Origin of the sequence: Mycolicibacterium aromaticivorans JS19b1 = JCM 16368, assembly GCF_000559085.1 — a bacterium.
GTDB classification, from domain to species: domain Bacteria; phylum Actinomycetota; class Actinomycetes; order Mycobacteriales; family Mycobacteriaceae; genus Mycobacterium; species Mycobacterium aromaticivorans.
This window is the reverse complement of the sequence record NZ_JALN02000001.1, coordinates 561,444-582,992: the sequence shown is the minus strand read 5'-3', so window position 1 is coordinate 582,992 and position 21,549 is coordinate 561,444. Positions and strand designations below refer to the sequence as shown.

Genomic DNA, 21,549 nt, shown 5'->3' with positions numbered 1-21,549 from the left:
CCTGCGCATCCAGCTCCTGATCGGCCTCATGTGTGCGGCCCTGGTTGTCTACTTTCTGCTGCTTGGCCGCACGGGTATCACGCTGGTCGGCACGGGAACTCCGGTCGCGGTCGCGCTCGGCATCGGGGTGCTGATCCTTCCGGTCGTCGGGGTGTGGGCGATGGTGGCGACGTTGCGGGCCGGGTTCGCCCATCAGCGGCTGGCGCGGCTGGCCGTCGAGGCCGGGATGGAACTCGATGTGAGCCAGCTGCCGCGCACGCCGTCGGGACGTATCGAGCGAGATGCCGCCGACGCGCTGTTCGACACGGTGCGGGCCGAACTGGAAGCCGATCCGGACAACTGGCAGCGGTGGTACCGGTTGGCGCGGGCCTACGACTACGCGGGTGACCGCAGCCGAGCCCGTGAGACGATGCGCAAAGCCGTTGCCATGCAAGCGGAGGGGAGACGGTGACCAGTGATTCGCCGGGTGCGCGTCTCTTCAACGCCATGAGTAACGTCTTGCGGCGCCCGGCCATGCGACCGGTGACCCGGGCGATCAGCGGACTGCACTCCCTGGCATACCGGCTGACCGGCGGCAAGGCCCAGAATCCGAAGTATCCGACGATGCTGCTGACCGTGACCGGACGAAAAACCGGTAAGTCGCGAACCCTGCCGCTCATCTACATCGAGGACGGTGGTCGGTTCGTCATCGCGGCGGCCTACTCGGGCAGCGACACCGACCCCGTCTGGTGGCTGAACTTGAAAGCCAATCCCGCTGCGCAGGTTCAGGTCAGGGGAGTGACCGTCCCTGTCGAGGCTGCCGAAGCCAAAGCCGATGAGCGCGAGGAGCTTTGGCGACGACTGGTGCAGATGTATCCGTACTTCGCCGACTACGAGACACGAACGACGCGCCAGATCCCGGTCATTGTCCTGACTCCCGCGTCGACCAACTGTTGGGAACGGTGCCGGAGATGAAGCGTCTGCTGGTTGTGCATCACACGCCGTCGCCGCACTGCCACGAGATGTTCGAGGCGGTGCTCGCCGGCGCGACCGACCCCGAGATCGACGGGGTCGAGGTGGTTCGCAGGCCGGCACTGACATGCTCGGCCGCCGACATGTTGGAGGCGGACGGCTACCTGCTGGGCAGCCCCGCCAATCTCGGCTACATCAGCGGCGCGCTCAAGCACGCTTTCGACCAGTCCTACTACCAGATCCTGGATGCCACCCGAGGTCGCCCGTTCGGCGTCTATCTGCACGGGAACGAGGGCACCGAGGGGGCGCAGCGCGCCGTCGACGGCATCACCGCGGGGTTGGGCTGGCTGCGGGCGGCCGAGACGGTCATCGTGTCCGGCAAGCCGACCAAGGACGACCTCGAGGCCTGCTGGAATCTCGGCGCTACCGTCGCTGCTCAGCTGATGGAGTGAATACGTCCTCCAACCTGTCGTCCGCACCTGCGGAAAATGCTGTGGGAGAACGATCATCGGCCTGTCAGGGGCGCAGGCCGGACAGGATCATCTCGGCGAAGACTTCGCCGATCTCCGTCAATGAGCGTCGCCCGCTCGGCACGTACCACCGATGAATCCAGTTGTGCATGCCGAGAATTCCGTGGGTCACCAGCCGGGGTTCCAGGTCGGCGCGGAAAACGCCTGTGCCGACGCCCTCCTCGACGATCGCGAGTAGGGCCTGGGCATAATCCTCGGCGTTGCTGCTGATGCCGTGGGCATCGGGGATCGCGGCGATGTGCTGACTCTCGCTGAACAGCAGGAACAGCTCCGGATGGTTCTGGAGGTCGTCGACGTAACAGTGCAGTGCAACCCGCAGTTTGACGTCGGCCGGCTCGTCGGATTCCAGTGCGGCACGGCAGTGCCGCGTCATGTCGCGGGCAGGCTCCTCGATGAGGGCGAGCAGCAACTCTTCCTTGGTTCCGACGTAGTAGTAGAGAGACGCCCGGTTGATACCGACTTCGGCGGCCACGTCTTCGAGCCGGGCTCGGGCAAATCCCTCCCGCCGGAAAACCTCGGTGGCGCCGAGGAGGATGCTGCGCCAGCGCTCGTTGGACGCCCGGCGATCTGCTGCGCGACGTTCGATGCGGCGCCTGGCGTTGTCGCTCTGCTGGCGTGTGACTGGGATCGGTCTCGCCCTTCCACTCGGGATCGGCTCGCCTAGTCAAACTACGTCATCAGCCCTGCGACCTTGCCTATCGCGACGCGTCCGCGTCCGAGACCGGGCGACACGATCTGACGTCTTTTCTGGACCGGCAGGCCGGGTCGGCCCTACCGTCATCTGCAACAACCGCCCGATCAAGGACGTGAGGTGTCATGCCGGGAATCGCTGATATCGCTCTGGGGGCCGCCCCGATCGCCGGCGGGGCGCTATTGGGTGTCGCCGCCGGCAATCTCCGGGGCCCTGATGTGCGCGGCGCCATCAAGGCCGACCTCGAGTTGCTCGACCAGCTGCCTGACGAGGACGTCGAGTTGCGCGCCAGGCTGCGCGAGAGCATCAACATGCGGATCGTCGACCTCATCGACGCGACCGAGAAAAGCCGCGAGCTGCGCGAGATCGCCTCGTCGTACAAGGGCAACTGGCGCGACATCGTGGTCTTCATCTGCGCGGTGCTGTTCACCATCGTCTGGTGGAACGTGCCGCACAGCCGGACCAACTGGCTGGTGATGTTCGTATTCCTGATCCTGCTGTCCGGCGTCGTCGCCGTCTACGCCTCACGCGGCGTCATCCGCGCGGTGGCCAGCCTGCGCCACTCCCGCCACAAGGACGGCTCAGCGGGGTAGGTGGGCCGCGAAGAAGTCCCGCATCGCATCCCAGTGCCGCGCGGCGGCTGCCTCGTCGTAAGGCGCGTTGTCGGGGACCGCGAAGCCGTGCGCGGCGGGGTACCACTCGATGGTGTGGTCGACGCCGGCGGCTGTCAGCGCCTTGTCCAAGGCGTCGGACTGGGCCGGGGTGAAAGAGGCGTCGTCGTGGGCTCCGCCGACATAGACCGCCGCCGTGATCTGATCGGCCAGCAGATGCGGGCTTCCCGGATCGTCGGTGGCCAGCCCGCCGCCGTGAAACGACATCGCCGCGGCGACGCGCTCGGGCACCCGGCCGGCGACCGTCAGTGACGTGCGGCCACCCATGCAGTAGCCGGTCGTGCCGAACGCTTCGCCGGTCACCTCGGGGCGGCCGGCCAGGAAGTCGAAGAACGCCCGCGCGTCGGCGGCCATCGCGTCGGGCGTGACGCTGCCGATCATCGAGAACAGCCGCTGCCGCTCGGCCTTGTCGCTGAACACCGTCTCCATGTCAAAGGGCGCCCAGTCGCCGCTGCGGTAGTAGACGTCGGGCACCAACACCGCGTAGCCCAGGTCGGCCAGCCGGGCCGCCATGTCGACAAATGTCGCGCGGGTGCCCCCGGCATCCGGATACAGGATCACACCGGGCCATGGGCCCTGGCCGTCGGGAACGGCGAGGATGACCGGACAGGTTCCATCGGCGGTGGTGACGGTGTCAGAGATGGTCGGCATGGCTTCGTTTGTACTCTCTGCCTGCGGACGTAAGCTGGGCGGCGTGCCGATCGCCACGCCGTACGAGGATCTGCTGCGACTTGTGCTCGAGCAGGGCACACCGAAATCCGATCGCACCGGTACCGGCACCCGCAGTCTGTTCGGCCACCAGTTGCGCTACGACCTGTCGGCCGGCTTCCCCTTGATCACCACCAAGAAGGTGCACCTGAAGTCGGTGGTCTACGAGCTGCTGTGGTTCCTGCGCGGCGAATCCAACGTCGAATGGCTGCAGCAGCACGGCGTGACCATTTGGGATGAATGGGCTTCTGCCACCGGCGATCTCGGACCGGTGTACGGGGTGCAGTGGCGGTCGTGGCCGACCCCGTCAGGTGAGCACGTCGACCAGATCAGCGCCGCGCTGGACCTGCTGCGCACCGACCCCGACAGCCGCCGGATCATCGTTTCGGCGTGGAACGTCGGTGAGATCCCGCAGATGGCGTTGGCGCCCTGCCACGCGTTGTTCCAGTTCTACGTGGCCGACGGGCGGCTGAGCTGCCAGCTCTACCAGCGCAGCGCCGACCTGTTCCTCGGGGTTCCGTTCAACATCGCCAGCTATGCGCTGCTCACCCACATGATGGCTGCCCAGGCGGGGCTCGATGTCGGCGACTTCGTCTGGACCGGCGGCGACTGCCACATCTACGACAACCACGTCGAGCAGGTCACCGAACAGTTGAACCGCGATCCCCGCCCGTATCCCGAATTGGTTCTTGCTCAGCGTGATTCGATCTTCGACTACACCTACGAAGATGTCGAGATCCGCCACTACGATCCACACCCGGCGATCAAAGCGCCTGTTGCGGTGTGAGCTGCGAATGAGCGTTGGCCTGATCTGGGCGCAGTCGACCTCAGGTGTCATCGGCCGCGACGGCGGCATCCCGTGGCGCCTGCCCGAGGATCTGGCGCGCTTCAAGGACCTCACCATGGGACACACCGTTGTGATGGGCCGGCGCACCTGGGAGTCGTTGCCCGGCTCGGTGCGGCCGCTGCCGGGCCGGAATAATGTCGTACTCACCCGGCAAGCTGACTACATGGCTGACGGAGCGACGGTGGTGGGCGCGCTGGACGACGTGCCCGATGACGATATGTGGGTGATCGGCGGATCGGAGGTCTACCACCTCGCCCTGCCGGTGGCGGACCGCTGCGAGGTGACCGAGGTCGAGATCGACCTGCGCGTCGACGACGAGGATGCCTTGGCTCCGGGTCTCGACGAATCCTGGGTTGGCACGTCGGGGGACTGGCAGACCAGTACGTCGGGACTGCGGTACCGGTTCCACAGCTACCTGCGGGCATGACCCGGCTGTCAGCCGATCAGGCCCGCCGCGTCGCCATCTCAGCTCAGGGCTTCGCCGAACCGAAGCCGCGCGGGTCGGTCAACCGCGCGCATCTGCGGCGACTCGTCAGCCGGATCCAACTGCTGCAACTCGACTCGGTGTCGGTGGCCGTGCGCGCTCACTACGCGCCGGTGTTCAGCAGACTCGGCCCCTACGATCGCAGCATCCTCGACGCCGCGGCGTGGAGCCACAGCGCCCGGGCGCCGCGGTTGCTGGTCGAGTACTGGGCCCATGAGGCCGCGCTGATGGCACTCGAGGACTGGCCGCTGATGCGTTGGCGGATGCGGGAATACGCCCACGGTCGCTGGGGCCGGGAGATCGTCAAGAAGAACCCGCGACTGGCAGATAATGTCCTGGCTGCCGTCGACGAGCTCGGGCCGAGCACGGCCGGACAGATCGAAGCACATCTGGAAGGGGAACGTGCGCGGCGCAAGGGTCCGTGGTGGGATCGCAGCGACACCAAGTGGGTGGCCGAGGCGTTGTGGTCGTCGGGAGCGCTGACGACGGCGACGCGGATCGGGTTCGCCCGGCACTACGACCTCACCGAGAAGGTGTTGCCGCCGCATGTGCTGGCCCGCGAGGTCGACGATGACGAGGCGGTGCGGGAATTGGTGCAGCGCGCCGCAGGTGCGCTCGGCGTGGCCACCGAACCGGACCTGCGTGACTATTTCCGGCTCAGTCCCAAGCAGAGCAAGCCCGCGGTCGCCGCGCTGGTCGCCGAGGGTGCGCTCGAGGAGGTCGAGGTCGACGGCTGGTCGGCGCCGGCGTACCTGGCGCCGGGCGTGACGGTGCCCCGGCTGGATCGGGGCACTGCGCTGCTGTGCCCGTTCGACCCGCTGATCTTTTTTCGTCCGCGCCTCGAGCGGATCTTCCAATTCCATTACCGCATCGAGATTTACACACCCGAACCTAAGCGGCAGTTCGGCTACTACGTGTGGCCGTTCCTGCTCGACGGGCGCCTCGTCGGGCGTGTCGACCTCAAGGCCGACCGCGCCAACGACGCGCTCAATGTGGTCGGCGCTTTCACCGAGCCGGGCCAGAACCCGGCGGTGGTCGCGCCCAGGCTGGCTGCCGAACTCCACAGCATGGCGGTCTGGCTCGGGTTGAGCACCGTCACCGTCGGGAAGCGCGGCGACCTGGTCGCGGCGCTGGGCAAGGCCCTCTGAGGCGTCCAGATCGCCGCTATGGTCGTGATTCTCGGCGATCAGCAGTCGTGACGTCGTTTTCGTTGCGGTAGAGGTGAGTCAGCTGAATCGTTCGGTCAGGCGCTTCTTGTCGATCTTCTCGCCAGGAAGTGTCGGCAGGGCAGCGGTGCTGATGTGCCAGCGGGTCGGAATCGCGAAGTGCGCCAGCACATCCGACACGTGGGCGCGGAGTTCATCCTCGGTCGGTGCCGCATCGCCTTCGCGGTGGACGACCACGGCGGCGAGTTCCTCGCCGAGGTCGGGGTGCGGCAGTCCGATGGCGGCCACCTCGACAACCGCCGGATGGGAGGACAGCGCGGCTTCCACGTGGCCGCACCCGATGTTCTCGCCACCCCGGATGACGATGTCCTTGGCGCGACCGTCGATGAACAGATAGCCATCCACGAGATGGCCGAGATCACCGGTGTGCAGCCAGCCGTCGTCGTCGACAGTGCCGTCATCGATCCCGACGTAGCCGTTCATCACTGTTGGTGAGCGCGCGAGGATCTCGCCTACTCCGTCGGCATCCGGGCGGTCGATGACGATCTCCACGACCGGATAGGGGCGTCCGACGGTACCCGGATACTGCTGCAGGTCACGGCCTGTCGCGGAGGTCAGGAATCCGCCGGATTCGGTCATGCCCCAGGTGTTTCCGAGTCCCCGGCCGGCGAGTTGAGGCAGCCGCACGCGCATCCGGTCCAGCAGGGCGGTGGGTACCGCCGCCCCGCCGAGCGGGAACGAACGCAGTGTCGACAGATCGAACGAGTCGAAGTCGGGGTGCTCGAGCACCCGGATCGCCATGGTCGGAACACCGCCCCAACTGTGCACACCCTCGCGTTCGATCAGCCCGAGTATCTGGCCGGCGTCGAACCGCCCTTCGGGAATGACCACTCGGCCGCCGGTGAGGTAGTTGCTCAGCAGATTCGAGAGTCCGCCGACGTGGAACATCGGGGTGCTTGCCAGCGAAACCGACTGCGGTGCAGCCGGATTGAGCTGATGCGGCAGGCGTTTGGTCACCGCCAGCACGTTGTGCTGGTTGGCGATGACGGCGCGCCGGGACAGTTCGACCGCCTTGGGCAGCCCGGAGCTGCCCGAGGTGAACAGGATCACCGAGGTCGCGTCGGGATCCTCGATCTCAGATGAGCCGACCGCGGGGGACGCGAGGCTGCCGTCGGTGAATCCACCGACGTCTCGTGTCTTCGACGGCGCCACGCACTCCAAGGACGTGTCGGCGATGACCAGATGCGGATCCAGCAGACCGATGGCGTGGTCCACCTCGGTCTGCTTCCACCAACGATTGGCGAGTACCGGGACAGCGCCGCTGCGCCACGCCGACCACAGGGCGACAACCCAGGCCGGACTGTTGTAGGCGTACAGCATGATTCGGTCGCCGGGTTGGACACCGTCATCTCGCAGGGCGGCGGTTCCCGCGTTCACCGCCTCGGTGAACGCCGCGTAGGTCATGCGGTGCTCGCCGTGCACCAGAAAGGTGCGTTCGGCCCAGCGCTGCGTGTCGGCGAACACCTGCGCGAATGTGGTTGGCCGAGGGGAGTACTGCAGGCCCGGGTGCCCGGCATAGCCAGCGGCGTCGATATCGCTTCCCCAGCGCGCGTCTGGCATCTGACTCCTTCGGCATTGCTCAGTGACCTGTGGGAAGTTGTTCACGCGTCCCTGCGACATCACTACCATCAGGGGCAATCACGATCACAGCTTGGGGGCGCGGGGACAAGTGCATGGCATCGGCCTGTGGTGGCGCCAACCCGACCACTACGACTGGCTGACGTCGTACCTGACTGCGCGCCGGCTCGTGACGTTCATGCGCTGGCTGATGTTCGCCGTATTGTCGACCATCGCCGCCGCCAACGCGCTGGCACTGGCCAGCCCCTCGGGCCCGCAGACTCCGGTGCAGCGCGCGGTCACCTGTGTTGCCAGTGCGGTCCTGGCCGTGATCGCACTGTCGTACCTCTGGCGGTGGCCGACTCGTGTTCAGTCACAGGTGTATTCGGTTGCGGGTAACGCGTGCATCGCCGTGGGCGTGCTGGCCGAAGCGGACCCCCGCACCGCGCTGGTCGGCGCGGTCGCCTTTGTCGGGCTGGCCGGATACGTCGCCTTCTTCCACACCGCACCGTTTCTGGTTCTGACACTCGGGACGGGCGTGGCGACCGCCGCCGTCAGCGCCGCACGCATCGCCATGTCGGGCGATACGGCGATGGCGGTGGCCAAGTTGCTGATCCTGTGCGGCGGGATATTGGCGGTGCCCTTCTGCGGTCAGGTGATCGTCCACTGGTTGTCGGTCGACTCCCTGAAGTCCTCGACCGACACGCTCACCGGCTTGCCGAACCGGCGCGGCTTCTTCCGGTCGGCACAGACCCTGTTGCGGCACGCCGACTACCGATCTCGGCCGCACTTCACGATCGCCATGATCGATCTCGACGGTTTCAAAAGGCTCAACGACACCTTGGGTCACCCGACCGGCGACCGGGTTCTGGTCGCTGTCGCCGACATCCTCAGAGAAGTCAGCGGAACCGACACCGCGATCGCCCGAGTCGGAGGCGAGGAATTCCTCTACGCGCAGCTGTCCACCCCGGAGCACGCCAGGGAGAGCAGCGAAGAACTGCGCACGGCCATCGCCGCCGCGCCGTGGGGTGTGACCGCCAGCCTGGGTTTGGCGTCGACAGTGATCCGTGCGCCCGCGTTGAAACCGCTCGAACTGATCGAATGGCTGATCGCGCGCGCCGATGCCGCGATGTACGAGGCCAAACGCAGCGGCGGGAATCAGATTCGCTTCGCCGGGGACCTGACGGGCGACGGGTCCGAGGCGCATTAAGGTGAGCCCGTGGCCGAGATCGCGCCGCTGCGTGTGCAGCTGATCGCCAAGACGGAGTTCCTGGCGCCCGCCGACGTGCCGTGGACCACCGACGCGGACGGCGGTCAGGCGCTCGTCGAGTTCGCCGGCCGTGCCTGCTACCAGAGCTGGTCCAAGCCGAACCCCCGGACCGCGACCAACGCGTCGTACCTCAAGCACATCATCGACGTCGGTCATTTCTCGGTGCTCGAGCACGCGTCGGTGACCTTCTACATCACCGGCATCTCTCGGTCCTGCACCCACGAGCTGATCCGGCACCGGCATTTCTCCTACTCGCAGCTGTCGCAGCGGTATGTGCCCGAGAACGACGCCCAGGTCGTCGTTCCGCCCGGTCTGGAGGACGACCAGGAACTCCAGCAGATTCTGTTGAGGGCGGCCGACGCCAGCAGGGCGGCCTACCTCGAACTGCTGAACCGGCTGGAAGCGAAGTTCATGGCCGGTCAGCCCGGCGAGAACACAGCGGTGCTGCGCCGCAAACAAGCCAGGCAGGCGGCCCGTGCAGTACTGCCCAACGACACCGAGACCCGCATCGTGGTGAGCGGCAACTATCGGGCTTGGCGGCATTTCATCGCGATGCGGGCCAGTGAACATGCTGACGTCGAGATTCGCCGCCTGGCCATTGCCTGCCTGCGGGAACTCGGCGCCGCCGCGCCCGCCGTCTTCGCCGATTTCGAGATCACCGAACTGGCCGACGGCACGGAGGTCGCGACGTCCCCGCTGGCGACAGAGGTCTGAGCGGAGCGGGTAATCTAGGTGTCCGTGAGCACCAGCGGAATCGATGTCAGCGCCCAGTTGGGCACCGTACTGACCGCAATGGTGACTCCGTTCAAGCCCGGCGGGACCGTGGACACGGTCGCCGCTGCGCGGGTGGCCACCCACCTCGTCGACTCCGGATGCGACGGTCTCGTGCTGTCCGGTACCACCGGCGAGTCGCCGACCACCACCGACGACGAGAAGCGAGCGTTGCTCGCCGCGGTGCTCGAGGCGGTCGGTGACCGGGCCCGTATCGTCGCCGGCGCCGGCACCTACGACACTGCGCACAGCGTCCGTCTGGCCAAGACCGCGGCCGCCGAGGGGGCGCACGGCCTGCTCGTCGTCACGCCCTATTACTCGCGCCCCCCGCAGGCTGGTCTGATCGCGCACTTCACCACCGTCGCCGATGCGACGGACCTACCGGTGATGCTGTACGACATCCCGCCGCGCTCGGTTGTCCCGATCGAGTGGGACACCATGCGCACGCTGTCGGCGCACCCGAACATCGTGGCGGTCAAGGATGCGAAAGCTGATCTGCACGGCGGCGCGCAGATCATGGCCGAGACCGGGCTGGCCTACTACTCGGGTGACGATGCGCTGAACCTGCCGTGGCTGGCGATGGGTGCGGTCGGCTTCGTCAGCGTGTGGGGGCATGTGGCGGCAAGTCAGCTGCGAGACATGCTGAGCGCCTTCAACTCCGGCGACATCGCCACCGCGCGCAAGATCGCGGTGGCGCTGGCGCCGCTGAACGCCCCGCAGACTCGTCTGGGCGGCGTCACGTTCGCCAAGGCCGGGCTGCATCTGCTGGGCATCGAGGTCGGCGACCCGCGGTTGCCGCAGGTGCCCGCCACCGCCGAGCAGCTCGACGAACTGGCCGCCGAACTCCGCGCCGCGGGCGTACTGAGGTGAACGAGGAATTGTCACCTCCCGGGCCACTGGCCCCTGGAGGTCTGCGCGTGACCGCGCTGGGCGGCATCAACGAAATCGGCCGCAACATGACCGTTTTCGAGCATCTCGGCCGGCTTCTGATCATCGACTGCGGGGTGCTGTTCCCCAACCACGACGAGCCCGGCGTCGACCTGATCCTGCCCGACCTGCGGCACATCTCCGACCGCCTCGACGACATCGAAGCACTGGTCCTGACCCACGCCCATGAAGATCACATCGGCGCGATCCCGTACCTGCTGAAAATGCGCGGCGACATTCCGGTGGTGGGCTCCAAGTTCACCCTCGCCCTGGTGGCCGCGAAGTGCCGTGAGCACCGGGTCAACCCCGTGTTCGTCGAGGTCGCCGAGGGTCAGCGCAGCAGCCACGGGGTGTTCGAATGTCAGTACTTCGCGGTCAACCACTCCATCCCCGACGCCCTCGCGATCGCCATCCACACCGGTGCCGGCACCGTCCTGCACACCGGTGACATCAAGCTCGACCAATTGCCGCCCGACGGCCGGCCCACCGACCTGCCCGGCATGTCCCGACTCGGCGATGCCGGGGTAGACCTGTTCCTGTGCGACTCGACCAACTCCGAAATCCCCGGAGTAGGGCCCTCGGAAAGCGAGGTCGGGCCCAACCTGCACCGGCTGATGCGCAACGCCGAAGGGCAGCGGATCATCGTGGCCTGCTTCGCCTCCAACGTCGACCGTGTGCAGCAGATCGTCGACGCCGCAATCGCATTGGGCCGGCGGGTGTCGTTCGTCGGCCGCTCGATGCTGCGGAACATGGCGATCGCCCGCGAGTTGGGATTCCTGCATGTCGAGGATCGCGACGTCGTTGACATCGCGATGGCCGAGGAGATGACGCCCGGGCAGGTGGTGCTGATCACCACCGGCACGCAGGGCGAGCCGATGGCGGCGCTGTCCCGGATGTCGCGCGGAGAGCACCGCAGCATCACGATCACCTCAGACGACCTGATCATCCTGTCCTCGTCGCTGATCCCCGGCAACGAGGAGGCGGTCTACGGTGTCATCGACGACCTGGCCAAGATCGGCGCCAGGGTGGTCACCAATCAACAAGTGCGAGTCCATGTTTCGGGCCATGCCTATGCCGGCGAGCTGCTGTTTCTCTACAACGGGGTGCGGCCGCGCAACGTGATGCCGGTACACGGCACCTGGCGGATGCTGCGCGCCAACGCCAAGCTCGCCGCGCGCAGTGGCGTGCCCGAGGAGAATATCGTGGTGGCCGAGAGCGGCGTCAGCGTCGATCTGGTCGGTGGACGGGTGTCGATCGCAGGCGCGGTGCCGGTGGGCAAGATGTTCGTCGACGGCCTGATCATGGGCGACGTCGGCGAGGCGACGCTGGGCGAGCGACTCATCCTGAGTTCGGGATTCATTGCCGCCACGGTGGTGCTGAACCGGGAGACCGGGCGCTCGGTGGCCGCGCCGCAGCTGCATTCGCGGGGGTTCTCCGAAGACCCGAAGGCGTTGGAGCCCGCCGCCCGCAAGGTCGAAGCCGAGCTGGAAAAGCTTGCCGCCGAGAATGTCACCGACCCGGTGCGCGTCGCGCAGGCGGTGCGGCGCACCATCGGAAAGTGGGTGGGGGAGACCTATCGCCGCCAGCCGATGATTGTGCCGACGGTCATCGAAATCTAGACCGGTTGCTGCGAGCGCAGCCAGCTGACTGCCCGGTCCCGGTAGGAACTCAGTCCCTTGTAATCGACCATGTCATCCGGCAGTTCGGCCAACACTGCGGCGGTGCGCACACGCCACTGCTCAACAGTGCAGAGGTCGGCCAGCGGCAGCATGTAGCTGCGAATCAGAAAACAGATCGCACCCGATTCCGGCAGGCGGATCAGATGCTGGACCTCCACCCGCAAGTGGATGAGACGGCCGAACGTGTCGTCATCGACGGCGTCCAGGTTCGCGCGGTCGGGCAGCCAGTGCGGGACGGCTTCGGTGGACACATCGAGCCGTCTGCCGACGGTCATCGACCAGTTCGTCCGGCGGTAGATGTCGCCCGCCTGCAATCGCATCAGGAACTCCCGGGCCCGGGTGATCACCCCGGTCTCACGTAACCGGGGGACCGGTCCATGAATCTCCAGGAAGGTCATCCCGAGGTCGAAGCCGAACGACCAGCCCGCGGCGAACGTGACCACGCCGGCGTCGGCGAACAGGTCGTCGTCACGCTGGTCGAGCAGCACGATGTCCTCCTGCACCTGCCCGGCGATGTAGGCCAGTGGATCGCACGGCAGGCTTGACTCGTCGCCGACGACGAATTCTTGGGCGATGCCGAGCAATTCGTTGCGCCAACACCAGGTGTCGCCGTCGCGGCTCAAGGACATCACCGCCGGATATGAGCCGGCGAGCTCGGTCATCAACGTCAGCATGGTGTCCCAGCACGCGATTCTCATGTGCGGCAGCACCGCATGCCGGGATGGATCGGCGGCCAGGATGCGGCGGCGTTCGGCGAGTTCGAGGGTGTACTCGCTGTCGACGTCGACCACCCGCTCGCCCCACTGCCCGGTCGCGGTGGTCACCACTGCGCGGGCGGGCGCGATGTTGGTGGTGTACCGGTAGGAGTCGGCCGTATACGGAAACGGAAAGGATGCAACCAGATCCGGTGCCGACACCAACCCGCTCACAGGTCCAGCTCCACCCGGCCGGAGCCGCGGGAGACGCAGGCCATCATCGAATCCCGGCGCTCATCGTCGGTGAGGTAGAGGTCGCGGTGCAGCACCACCCCGCCGCGCACCGGAACCCGGCATTCACCGCAGACGCCCTGCCGGCACAGATTGGGAATGACGTATCCGTTTGCGGTCAGCGACTCCAGCAGTGAGACGCCCGATTCGACGGCGAAAATGCTTCCGTCGGAGGACAGTTCGACCTCGAACGGATCGCCGGGTGCCAGTTCTCCGCCGAAGTGCTCGATATGGATGCGCCCTCGTGGCCAGCCCAGCTCGGTGGCGACCGCGACCACGTCGTCGATGAACTGGCTCGGACCGCAGAGGTAGGCGTGCGTGCCGAAGGGCTGCGCGGCCAGAGTTGCCGTCAACTCGGCGAGGAAGGCCGCGCGGGCGGTGAAGAACGACGCGTTCTCGGTGAGTGTGCGGATCTCGTCGACGTACGCGCCGCGGCCGTCCCGAAAGATGTAGAGCAGCAGTATATCTCGACCCCAGCGCCGCGCGCTGCGCAGGTGCGACACCATCGGGGTGATCCCGATGCCGGCGGCGATCAACAGGTGCCGCCGGGCGCGCAACACCGGGGCGAAGGCGCTGCGCGGCGGGTGCACGACGACGGTGTCGCCCAGACTCAGTTCACGGTGAATCCATCGCGAGCCACCGCGGCCGGCAGGGCATTCCAGCACCGACACCACGTATTCGCTCGGCGTAGCACTCTCCCCGGTCAGTGAATAGGCGTTGGCCCCGCCGGCGTATTCGATCACCACGTGACTACCGGGTGTGAACGACGGCAGCGCCGCACCATCAGCGCGGGCCAGGGTCAGAGTCCTGATTCCGGGCACCGCGTCGTCGATCGCGACGACGTGCAACGTCAGCCTGGTCATGCCGGGGCGTCGGCGGTCGTCGCGAATCCGAGGTGGGCTCCGATCCGCCGAGAGACGTGGTGGTACACGAACAATCGGCGTGCACAGCCAGGGCAGGTGATTTCCTCGGCCAATCCCGTCGCAGCCGTGGTCGTCATCCTGCAGTGCGCGCAGTAGACCTCGCGGGTGGCCACTTCGGTACTCGCGACGGTGATTTCGTCGTCGGCGGCGCCGAGCTCGAGTGCGCGGGCGCGAATACGAAGACACACGTGCGCGGGGCCGGCCAGCAGCAGCCGCCACCCGACCACGGCAGCCTCGATGTCCGCGCCCAGAGCGGCACACGCCGCATCGGCGTCGCTGACCTGATGGAGCCGGGGCCGGGCGTTCGGATGGACGGCGCGGATCTCGCCGACCCACCGCGCGGCGATGGCGGCCGCGTCGGTACCCACGGCGAGCACCGTCCAGTACCGGCCGGTGAGATCGGCCGTCGGACAGGTTGGTTCGACGGCCCAGGCCGGGACGCTGGTCAGCTCCAGATCGGGTGTCATCGTCACCCGATCGTAAGTGCTAACGCTTGTTGGTGAACCCGGCGTCTACGGGCAACGTGACGCCGGTGACATAGCGGCCCGCGTCCGACACCAGGTAGTACACCGCGTTGGCGATGTCCTCAGGTTCCAGCGTCTGGACCGGCAGCGCGTTGCTCATGTCCGGGCCGCCCTGCATCTGCTGGGCGAAGCCTTCGAGCCAGGAGCGGGTGAACTCGTTGTCGATCATCGGGGTGTTCACCCCGGCTGGATGCACCGAGTTGACCCGAATATTGAATGCGGCAAGGAAATTCGCGTACGCCCGCATGAGGCCGACCACACCGTGCTTGGCGACGGTGTAGCCCAGCGATCCGGCAACGGGCGCACCGATGCCGACCAGGCCGGCCACCGAGCTGGTCAGTACGATCGCGCCGCCGTCGCCCTGCTTGATCATCGGCTTCATCGCCACGTCGACGGTGTGATAGACGCCGGTGAGGTTGACGTCGATGACGTCCTGCCAGGCGCCGTCGTCGGCCATCGGGGCGATCCCGGCGTTCGCGATCACGATGTCGAGCCGGCCGAGTTCCTCGATGCCCTGGTACATGGCGTTCTTGAGCGCCGTCCGGTCACGGACGTCGGCTTCGCGGGCGACGATCCGCGCGCCGGTGTCCTCGACGAGTTTGACGGTGGCCGCCATGTCCTCCGGCGTGGCCATCGGGTAGGGGACGCTGGCGATCTGGTCGCAGAGGTCCACCGCGATGATGCTGGCGCCCTCCGATGCCAGCTTCACCGCATGCGCTCGGCCCTGGCCGCGGGCCGCGCCGGTGATCAGCGCGACCTTGCCGTCGAGTTCACCCATGACGATCAGGGACGAACTTGGCCCTTGGCCGGGTCGCCGGCCGGAACGGGGGTGAGCATCTTGATGTCGGGGGCGCCGTCGAGGTGCTCACCGATCGCGCCGAACAGCGCGGTCACGCCGGGCGCGGTGCTGTGGGTCTTGAGGGCGTCCTCGTCGGCCCACTGCTCGACGAACACGAACGTCTTGTCGCCCTCGTGGACGGCGTAGAGGTCGCAGCCGGGCTCGTTGTGAACCTCTGCGACGGCCTTCTTGCAGGCCTCGCGCACGGCGTCGACGGATTCGGGCTTGACGGTGAAGCTGGCAACGACGACGACGGGCATGAAGGAGGCTCCTCAGCTCTTCGGGGCAAGTGTGACGGCGCTTACGTTAGCCCTGCTTTGTAATGCCACGAGAAGGGGTCCCGGTCAGCGGCGCGGGGTGCCCGAAATCGACCTCAGTCGCCGTTGGTCGCAGTCTGGCAACGACGCGCCGCGGAACGGGTGTTGCGGATGGTGCAGATGGGGCACATGCGACTAGGCTTGCCCGCATGGCGAACAAGACGGCCGCTCGCTCAAGCGCGCGAACGACCAGGTCAAAGGGTGCGACGCGGTCGGCCAAGCCGGCCCCGCGGCGCAAGCCTGCCAAGAAGCGCACCTCCTCGCCGGTTGCCACCGCGGCCGCGACCGGGGGACGCGCAGCGCGGGCGACCTGGCTGATGTTGGCCAAGGGGGCGGGCTCGACCGCTCGATCGGTCGGTCGAGCCCGCGACATCGAGCCCGGCCATCGCCGTGACGGCATAGCGCTGGGGCTGCTTGGGGTCGCGGTCGTGATCGCGGCCAGTTCGTGGTTCGACGCCGCCCGGCCGGTCGGCGCCTGGATCGACTCCGTGCTGCGCACGATGGTCGGCGGAGCCGTCGTTCTGCTGCCCGTCATCATCTGCGCCATCGCTGTCCTTCTGATGCGCACCGAACCCAATCCCGACGCCCGGCCCCGCCTCATCCTGGGGTGCGCGATGGTCGCCCTGCCCGTACTTGGTCTGTGGCATCTCTGGTCGGGTTCGCCACAGGACCCCGCGGCGCGTCAACGCGCGGGCGGCTTCATCGGCTTCGCCATCGGCGGTCCACTGTCCGACGGGCTGACCCCGTGGATCGCCACGCCGTTGCTGATCATCGCCGCGCTGTTCGGGCTGCTGCTGCTGACCGGCACAACGATCCGCGAGGTGCCGGACACGCTCTACGCGATGTTCAGCACGCGCGACCACTACGGCGATGACGACGAGTACTACGACGACGACGAGCCTGAGGACGTCGTTCCCGCGGAGCCGGAGGACTTCTCCGACGGCTACTACGACGATCCGCGGTCCTATACCGACGAGGCGCCGGCCTGGCCGGGCGCCGACGGGCCGGTCGGCACGCCGCTGGACAACTATCCGCTCGACGAGGAAGCGCCGATGGCACCCGAGCCGGTGAAGGCGCGGCGCAAGAAGGCGACTCCGAAGCCGGAGCCCACCCCGGACACCGCCACGCAGGAGACCAAGGTCCTGGATCGCGTGGTCGAGGGCCCGTACACGCTGCCGTCGCTGGAGCTGCTGGTGGCCGGCGATCCGCCGAAGCGGCGCAGCGCGGCCAACGACCAGATGGTGGACGCCATTTCGAACGTCCTGCACCAGTTCAAGGTCGACGCCGCGGTCACCGGCTGCACCAGGGGCCCGACCGTGACCCGCTACGAGGTCGAACTCGGCCCCGGCGTCAAGGTCGAGAAAATCACTGCGCTGCAACGCAATATCGCCTACGCGGTGGCCACTGAAAGCGTCCGCATCCTCGCGCCGATCCCCGGTAAGTCCGCGGTGGGCATCGAAGTGCCGAATACCGACCGTGAAATGGTCCGGCTGGCAGACGTTCTCACCGCGCCGTCCACCCGCGGCGACCACCGCCCGCTGGTGATCGGGCTGGGCAAGGACATCGAGGGGCACTTCGTCTCGGCGAACCTGGCCGATATGCCGCACCTGCTGGTGGCGGGCTCCACCGGTTCGGGTAAGTCCAGCTTCGTCAACTCGATGCTGGTGTCGCTGCTGGCTCGGGCCACCCCTGAAGAAGTGCGGATGATCCTCATCGACCCGAAGATGGTGGAACTCACGCCCTACGAAGGCATTCCGCACTTGATCACGCCGATCATCACCCAGCCCAAGAAGGCGGCCGCGGCGCTGGCGTGGCTCGTCGAAGAGATGGAGCAGCGCTACCAGGACATGCAGGCCTCCCGGGTGCGCCACATCAAGGATTTCAACGCCAAGGTGCGCTCCGGGGAGATCACGGCGCCGCTGGGCAGCCAGCGCGTGTACAAGCCGTACCCGTTGATCCTGGCTGTCGTCGACGAGCTCGCCGACCTGATGATGACCGCGCCGCGTGACGTCGAAGAAGCCATCGTGCGGATCACCCAGAAGGCTCGTGCGGCCGGTATTCACCTGGTGCTGGCCACCCAGCGGCCATCAGTCGACGTCGTCACGGGTCTGATCAAGACCAACGTGCCGTCGCGGCTGTCGTTCGCGACGTCGTCGCTGACTGACAGCCGGGTCATCCTCGACCAACCAGGCGCCGAGAAGCTGATCGGCATGGGCGATGGTCTGTTCCTGCCGATGGGCGCCTCCAAGCCGGAGCGGTTGCAGGGTGCCTACGTCAGTGACGAGGAGATCCACGCCGTCGTGCAGGCCTGTAAGGACCAGGCCGAGCCGGAGTACACCGAAGGCGTCACCGCGGCGAAGCCCAGCGGTGAGCGCACCGACGTCGACCCCGATATCGGCGACGACATGGACGTCTTCCTGCAGGCCGTCGAACTCGTGGTGTCCTCTCAGTTCGGCTCGACGTCGATGCTGCAGCGCAAGTTGCGGGTCGGCTTCGCCAAGGCCGGCCGGCTCATGGATTTGATGGAGACCCGCAACATCGTCGGACCTTCAGAAGGCTCCAAAGCCCGCGAGGTGCTGGTCAAGCCTGATGAACTCGCCGCGACGTTGATGCTGATCCGCGGCGGCAGTGCCGAGGACGACGACGAGGACGACGACTTCTGATCATTCATTGAGCGCTCACGTCTCATGTTCCGCCCGCGAATGAGACGTGAGCGCTCAATCAACTTGCGGCCCGCCGTGATTGGGTGTGCCACGCCCGTCGCACTCGATCGATGACATCGCTGCGTCGGTGGTCGGCCAGCACGCGAACGACGATCCATCCCAGTGATCCCAAGTACTCCTGGCGATCCACGTCGACGGTGTACGCGGTGCGACTGGTGCGGTGGTGCTCACCGTCGTATTCGACTGCCACGAGAATGTCCGGCCACCCCATGTCCAGGTAGTACCGCCGCCCACCCGATCGGGCGACCGGAATCTGGGTTGTCGGTCGGGGGAAACCGGCATTGATGAGATCCAGGCGCAGGAACGTCTCCCGGGGAGATTGCGCACCGGCGTCGATAGCCGTCAGCATCGACGGCACTCGCCCAACCCCTCGCAGGCTGAGAACGGGCGCGCGTTGGCCAACGCGTCCAGGTCGGCGATCGCGCGCCTCGACGGACCGCGCCGCGCCAGATCGAATGCGGTTCGGGCGACGGTGGTGACAGGAAAGCCGCCGCGGTGGGTGAGTTCGGACGCCAGCAGGGTCTCCCGCCGGGTGACGACCCGCGGCGGACAGCGATTGTTGGCAAAGTTGAGCTCGATCGGAATGTCAGGATCGATCCAGCGCGCACCGTGCAGCGCTGCCGCCGCGCGGCCGGTCACGATTGCCTGCCGCCCCGACCACAGCCAGGCCGCGGCGGTTCGGTCTTCCAGCGTCAACTCTGTGCGCGGGGCGTACACATCGGGGAAGACCCGCTGATAGGTGTTCGCAAGCTGGTAGCGGTTCACCCAACCGGCCGCCAACGCTTCACTGCCGACGAACACTCGCGTCACGCCGGCCAACGCTGCCAGTCAACCGAAGAGCACGCTGCCGGCTGTCCACAGCCCCACTCAGAGCTTGAGCAGCATCCGGGTGTTGCCGAGGATGTTGGGCTTGACGTACGACAGGTCGAGGAACTCCGCGACGCCGATGTCGTAGGACCGGCACATCTCGTCGTACACCTCGGAGGTGACGGGGGTGCCCTCGATCTCGGCGAAACCATGCCGGGCGAAGAACTCCGTCTCGAAGGTCAGCACGAACAGCCGCTGCAGTTGCAGCTCGCGCGCGACCTTCAGCAGCTGGTCGACGATCGTGTGGCCGATACCGCGGCCCTTGACTTTCGGGTCGACGGCGACTGTGCGAACCTCGCCGAGGTCGGCCCACAGGACGTGCAGCGCCCCGCATCCGACGACCTCGTCGTCCACCTCGGCCACCCAGAATTCCTGGACCGCCTCATAGAGGGTGACCAGGTTCTTCTCCAGCAGGATGCGACCCGCGTAGATGTCGACCAGACGCTTGATATCGGCGACATCCGAGGTGCGGGCGCGGCGGACGACGACATCGGAGCTCACGGGTGCAGAGTATCGGGCGTGAGGCGCCCGGCTGCCAACCGATATTCTGGTCGTCGTGTCGGGACAACCCCAAACCGGTCCGGCGGTCCCGCGCGTGCGGGTCGCCAACCTAGCCAACTTCCTGACCGGTATCCGTCTGGTCCTGGTCCCGATCTTCCTGCTGTTCCTGTTCGCCGGTGATGGCCACGAAACAGCCAGCCGTCTAACGGCTTTCATCATTTTCGCGGTGGCGGTCATCACCGACCGGCTGGACGGTTCCCTGGCGCGCACCTACGGGATGGTCACCGAATTCGGCAAGCTGGCCGACCCGATCGCCGACAAGATGCTGATCGGTGCCGCCCTGATCGGGCTGTCGATGCTCGGCGACCTGCCGTGGTGGGTGACCGTGGTCATCCTGATCCGCGAGCTCGGCATCACGGTGCTGCGGTTCGCGGTACTTCGGCGCGGAGTGATCCCCGCCAGCCGCGGCGGCAAGGTCAAGACGCTGGTGCAGGCCGTCGCGATCGGGCTGTTCGTGCTGCCGTTGCACAACTGGCCACCGGCCTGGCACATCGTGGCCTGGGTGATCATGTGGGCGGCGATCGTGTTGACCGTGATCACCGGGGCCGACTACGTGGTCTCGGCGATCAAGGACTCCCGTGAGCGAACCGCTGGCCGATGACGGTGCCCGCGCGCTGGTCGCTCTGCTGACCGCACGCGGTGAAACCGTGGCGACGGCGGAATCGCTGACCGCAGGCCTGCTGGCGGCGACCCTGGCCGGGGTGCCCGGTGCCAGCGCGGTGCTCAGCGGCGGCGTGGTGACGTACACCGTCGAGACCAAGATTGCGCTGGCAGGCGTGCCGCGGCAGCTGCTCGACGATGTCGGGCCGGTCGCGCCCGCGACGGCCGCCGCGCTAGCCGAAGGGGCACGCGATCGCTGTCAGGCGACCTGGGGTGTCGGCCTCACCGGGGTGGCCGGGCCGGAACCGCACGGCGGACATCCGGTCGGCACCGTTTTCCTGGGGCTGGCCGGTCCTGGCCCGACGGAGTTCGCCGAGCTACGGCTGGCCGGCTCACGCTGGGATATCCGGCTGGCGGCCGTACACCAGGCGGTCGGGCGGTTGCACGAGCTGGTCGAGCGATCCTGAGGTTCCTGGGAACCAAATCGGGTGTCCGCGGCGTTGAACGGTTCGTTGCAACTCTTGGAGGAGGACACCCGATGGCGATACTGCTGCGTGAGGTGATCGGCGATGTGCTGCGTGACGCTCGCACGTCGCAGGGACGCACCCTTCGTGAGGTGTCCGATTCGGCCCGAGTGAGCCTGGGATACCTCTCCGAGGTCGAGCGCGGCCGTAAGGAGGCCTCCAGCGAGCTGCTCAGCGCGATCTGCACCGCGTTGGACGTCCCGCTGTCGCGGGTCCTGACCGATGCCGGCGCCAAGATGGCCGACCGCGAGCGGGTCGCCCGGCTGACCTCCGTGCCGGCCCAGGACGGCACCATCGACGTCGCCACCAAGGTCGTCATTCCGCACCCCGTCACGATGGCGGTGGCCTGAGCTACGGACGTGCCGCGACCGCGT

At 67.2% G+C, this 21,549-nt stretch carries 24 protein-coding genes and 1 pseudogene; 15 read left to right on the top strand and 10 right to left on the bottom strand.

Annotated features, from left to right (window positions below; translation table 11 throughout):
* The first annotated feature begins 28 nt into the window (after positions 1–28).
* Genes Y900_RS02805 through Y900_RS02795 form a run of 3 tightly spaced genes read left to right on the top strand, consistent with a single transcriptional unit; the run spans position 29 to position 1,403 of the window.
* Positions 29–451: a tetratricopeptide repeat protein gene (locus tag Y900_RS02805; protein WP_051660293.1), complete on the top strand. Its 423-nt coding sequence runs from the start codon at positions 29–31 to the stop codon at positions 449–451.
* 35 nt (positions 452–486) lie between these two features.
* On the top strand, positions 487–954 hold the full coding sequence (locus Y900_RS02800) for a nitroreductase family deazaflavin-dependent oxidoreductase (protein WP_192827468.1): 468 nt from the start codon (positions 487–489) through the stop codon (positions 952–954).
* Positions 951–1,403 (top strand): flavodoxin family protein, encoded by a 453-nt coding sequence (locus Y900_RS02795; protein ID WP_036345676.1) that lies wholly within the window; start codon positions 951–953, stop codon positions 1,401–1,403. The genes Y900_RS02800 and Y900_RS02795 overlap by 4 nt, the downstream gene beginning before the upstream one ends.
* 64 nt (positions 1,404–1,467) lie before the next feature.
* On the opposite strand, the gene Y900_RS02790 is transcribed toward Y900_RS02795, so the two are convergent.
* On the bottom strand, positions 1,468–2,016 hold the full coding sequence (locus Y900_RS02790; protein WP_237752658.1) for a TetR/AcrR family transcriptional regulator: 549 nt from the start codon (positions 2,014–2,016) through the stop codon (positions 1,468–1,470).
* A 281-nt stretch (positions 2,017–2,297) separates the two neighbouring features.
* Here Y900_RS02790 and Y900_RS02785 point away from each other — a divergent pair, with 281 nt between their 5' ends.
* Complete coding sequence (locus tag Y900_RS02785) at positions 2,298–2,765, top strand: hypothetical protein (RefSeq protein ID WP_036338734.1); 468 nt, start codon at positions 2,298–2,300, stop codon at positions 2,763–2,765.
* On the opposite strand, the gene Y900_RS02780 is transcribed toward Y900_RS02785, so the two are convergent.
* Entirely contained in the window at positions 2,754–3,494 is a 741-nt protein-coding gene (locus tag Y900_RS02780; RefSeq protein ID WP_036338731.1) for a dienelactone hydrolase family protein, read from the bottom strand. The two genes, Y900_RS02785 and Y900_RS02780, sit on opposite strands and share 12 nt — an antisense overlap.
* A gap of 43 nt (positions 3,495–3,537) precedes the next feature.
* On the opposite strand from Y900_RS02780, the gene Y900_RS02775 reads away from it, so the two are divergent.
* The 3 genes from Y900_RS02775 to Y900_RS02765 are packed head-to-tail and all read left to right on the top strand — an operon-like array spanning position 3,538 to position 6,030.
* Positions 3,538–4,338: a thymidylate synthase gene (locus Y900_RS02775; RefSeq protein WP_036338728.1), complete on the top strand. Its 801-nt coding sequence runs from the start codon at positions 3,538–3,540 to the stop codon at positions 4,336–4,338.
* A 7-nt stretch (positions 4,339–4,345) separates the two neighbouring features.
* Positions 4,346–4,825, top strand: coding sequence for a dihydrofolate reductase (locus Y900_RS02770; RefSeq protein WP_036338725.1), 480 nt, complete (start codon positions 4,346–4,348; stop codon positions 4,823–4,825).
* Positions 4,822–6,030, top strand: coding sequence for a winged helix-turn-helix domain-containing protein (locus Y900_RS02765; protein ID WP_036338722.1), 1,209 nt, complete (start codon positions 4,822–4,824; stop codon positions 6,028–6,030). The genes Y900_RS02770 and Y900_RS02765 overlap by 4 nt, the downstream gene beginning before the upstream one ends.
* 78 nt (positions 6,031–6,108) lie before the next feature.
* Here the strand turns inward: Y900_RS02765 and Y900_RS02760 are convergent, their stop codons facing one another.
* Positions 6,109–7,668, bottom strand: coding sequence for a class I adenylate-forming enzyme family protein (locus Y900_RS02760; RefSeq protein ID WP_036338719.1), 1,560 nt, complete (start codon positions 7,666–7,668; stop codon positions 6,109–6,111).
* Positions 7,669–7,759: 91 nt separating this feature from the next.
* On the opposite strand from Y900_RS02760, the gene Y900_RS02755 reads away from it, so the two are divergent.
* From Y900_RS02755 to Y900_RS02740, 4 genes are read left to right on the top strand one after another with little or no spacing between them, the layout of a single operon-like run.
* Complete coding sequence (locus tag Y900_RS02755) at positions 7,760–8,875, top strand: GGDEF domain-containing protein (protein WP_131536068.1); 1,116 nt, start codon at positions 7,760–7,762, stop codon at positions 8,873–8,875.
* Positions 8,876–8,884: 9 nt separating this feature from the next.
* Positions 8,885–9,649 carry an FAD-dependent thymidylate synthase gene (thyX, locus tag Y900_RS02750; RefSeq protein WP_036338713.1) on the top strand — a complete coding sequence of 255 codons (765 nt, stop codon included), beginning with the start codon at positions 8,885–8,887 and terminating at the stop codon, positions 9,647–9,649.
* Positions 9,650–9,667: 18 nt separating this feature from the next.
* Complete coding sequence (gene dapA / locus Y900_RS02745) at positions 9,668–10,576, top strand: 4-hydroxy-tetrahydrodipicolinate synthase (RefSeq protein ID WP_192827467.1); 909 nt, start codon at positions 9,668–9,670, stop codon at positions 10,574–10,576.
* On the top strand, positions 10,573–12,252 hold the full coding sequence (locus tag Y900_RS02740) for a ribonuclease J (RefSeq protein WP_036338707.1): 1,680 nt from the start codon (positions 10,573–10,575) through the stop codon (positions 12,250–12,252). Before dapA ends, Y900_RS02740 begins: the two co-directional genes overlap by 4 nt.
* Here Y900_RS02740 and Y900_RS02735 read toward each other — a convergent pair.
* The 5 genes from Y900_RS02735 to Y900_RS02715 are packed head-to-tail and all read right to left on the bottom strand — an operon-like array spanning position 12,249 to position 15,843.
* Positions 12,249–13,232: a heme-dependent oxidative N-demethylase family protein gene (locus tag Y900_RS02735; RefSeq protein WP_036345674.1), complete on the bottom strand. Its 984-nt coding sequence runs from the start codon at positions 13,230–13,232 to the stop codon at positions 12,249–12,251. The genes Y900_RS02740 and Y900_RS02735 overlap by 4 nt on opposite strands.
* Before the next feature lie 5 nt (positions 13,233–13,237).
* Positions 13,238–14,161, bottom strand: coding sequence for a PDR/VanB family oxidoreductase (locus Y900_RS02730; RefSeq protein WP_036338704.1), 924 nt, complete (start codon positions 14,159–14,161; stop codon positions 13,238–13,240).
* On the bottom strand, positions 14,158–14,688 hold the full coding sequence (locus Y900_RS02725; RefSeq protein WP_036345672.1) for a dimethylamine monooxygenase subunit DmmA family protein: 531 nt from the start codon (positions 14,686–14,688) through the stop codon (positions 14,158–14,160). Before Y900_RS02725 ends, Y900_RS02730 begins: the two co-directional genes overlap by 4 nt.
* Before the next feature lie 19 nt (positions 14,689–14,707).
* A complete protein-coding gene (locus tag Y900_RS02720) occupies positions 14,708–15,523 on the bottom strand; it encodes a mycofactocin-coupled SDR family oxidoreductase (protein ID WP_036338701.1) in 816 nt (271 codons plus the stop codon).
* Positions 15,524–15,528: 5 nt separating this feature from the next.
* Positions 15,529–15,843: a putative quinol monooxygenase gene (locus Y900_RS02715; protein WP_036338698.1), complete on the bottom strand. Its 315-nt coding sequence runs from the start codon at positions 15,841–15,843 to the stop codon at positions 15,529–15,531.
* 206 nt (positions 15,844–16,049) lie between these two features.
* Here Y900_RS02715 and Y900_RS02710 point away from each other — a divergent pair, with 206 nt between their 5' ends.
* The gene (locus tag Y900_RS02710) at positions 16,050–18,563 is read left to right on the top strand and encodes an FtsK/SpoIIIE family DNA translocase (RefSeq protein ID WP_051659847.1); all 2,514 of its coding nucleotides are present in this window, start codon (positions 16,050–16,052) and stop codon (positions 18,561–18,563) included.
* Between the two features lie 58 nt (positions 18,564–18,621).
* Here Y900_RS02710 and Y900_RS02705 read toward each other — a convergent pair.
* Both Y900_RS02705 and Y900_RS02700 read right to left on the bottom strand, forming a co-directional pair.
* Positions 18,622–19,433: pseudogene (locus tag Y900_RS02705) on the bottom strand (endonuclease domain-containing protein).
* Positions 19,434–19,490: 57 nt separating this feature from the next.
* A complete protein-coding gene (locus Y900_RS02700) occupies positions 19,491–19,991 on the bottom strand; it encodes an amino-acid N-acetyltransferase (protein WP_036338694.1) in 501 nt (166 codons plus the stop codon).
* 55 nt (positions 19,992–20,046) lie between these two features.
* Between Y900_RS02700 and pgsA the strand changes: the two genes are divergently transcribed.
* From pgsA to clgR, 3 genes are all read left to right on the top strand, one after another.
* On the top strand, positions 20,047–20,652 hold the full coding sequence (gene pgsA, locus Y900_RS02695) for a CDP-diacylglycerol--glycerol-3-phosphate 3-phosphatidyltransferase (RefSeq protein ID WP_036338691.1): 606 nt from the start codon (positions 20,047–20,049) through the stop codon (positions 20,650–20,652).
* The gene (locus tag Y900_RS02690) at positions 20,630–21,118 is read left to right on the top strand and encodes a CinA family protein (RefSeq protein WP_036338688.1); all 489 of its coding nucleotides are present in this window, start codon (positions 20,630–20,632) and stop codon (positions 21,116–21,118) included. The genes pgsA and Y900_RS02690 overlap by 23 nt, the downstream gene beginning before the upstream one ends.
* A gap of 71 nt (positions 21,119–21,189) precedes the next feature.
* A complete protein-coding gene (gene clgR, locus Y900_RS02685) occupies positions 21,190–21,525 on the top strand; it encodes a transcriptional regulator ClgR (protein WP_036338684.1) in 336 nt (111 codons plus the stop codon).
* The last annotated feature ends 24 nt before the right edge of the window (positions 21,526–21,549 follow it).

Bases quoted from the DNA above. Each gene is read 5' to 3' on its own strand.
- Y900_RS02805 (WP_051660293.1), top strand. From the start codon at position 29: ATGTGTGCGGCCCTGGTTGTCTACTTTCTGCTGCTTGGCCGCACGGGT.
- Y900_RS02760 (WP_036338719.1), bottom strand. From the start codon at position 7,668: ATGCCAGACGCGCGCTGGGGAAGCGATATCGACGCCGCTGGCTATGCC.
- Y900_RS02795 (WP_036345676.1), top strand. From the start codon at position 951: ATGAAGCGTCTGCTGGTTGTGCATCACACGCCGTCGCCGCACTGCCAC.
- Y900_RS02780 (WP_036338731.1), bottom strand. From the start codon at position 3,494: ATGCCGACCATCTCTGACACCGTCACCACCGCCGATGGAACCTGTCCG.
- Y900_RS02710 (WP_051659847.1), top strand. From the start codon at position 16,050: ATGGCGAACAAGACGGCCGCTCGCTCAAGCGCGCGAACGACCAGGTCA.
- Y900_RS02785 (WP_036338734.1), top strand. From the start codon at position 2,298: ATGCCGGGAATCGCTGATATCGCTCTGGGGGCCGCCCCGATCGCCGGC.
- Y900_RS02770 (WP_036338725.1), top strand. From the start codon at position 4,346: ATGAGCGTTGGCCTGATCTGGGCGCAGTCGACCTCAGGTGTCATCGGC.
- Y900_RS02800 (WP_192827468.1), top strand. From the start codon at position 487: ATGAGTAACGTCTTGCGGCGCCCGGCCATGCGACCGGTGACCCGGGCG.
- Y900_RS02720 (WP_036338701.1), bottom strand. From the start codon at position 15,523: ATGGGTGAACTCGACGGCAAGGTCGCGCTGATCACCGGCGCGGCCCGC.
- Y900_RS02715 (WP_036338698.1), bottom strand. From the start codon at position 15,843: ATGCCCGTCGTCGTCGTTGCCAGCTTCACCGTCAAGCCCGAATCCGTC.
- Y900_RS02765 (WP_036338722.1), top strand. From the start codon at position 4,822: ATGACCCGGCTGTCAGCCGATCAGGCCCGCCGCGTCGCCATCTCAGCT.
- Y900_RS02730 (WP_036338704.1), bottom strand. From the start codon at position 14,161: ATGACCAGGCTGACGTTGCACGTCGTCGCGATCGACGACGCGGTGCCC.
- clgR (WP_036338684.1), top strand. From the start codon at position 21,190: ATGGCGATACTGCTGCGTGAGGTGATCGGCGATGTGCTGCGTGACGCT.
- Y900_RS02725 (WP_036345672.1), bottom strand. From the start codon at position 14,688: ATGACACCCGATCTGGAGCTGACCAGCGTCCCGGCCTGGGCCGTCGAA.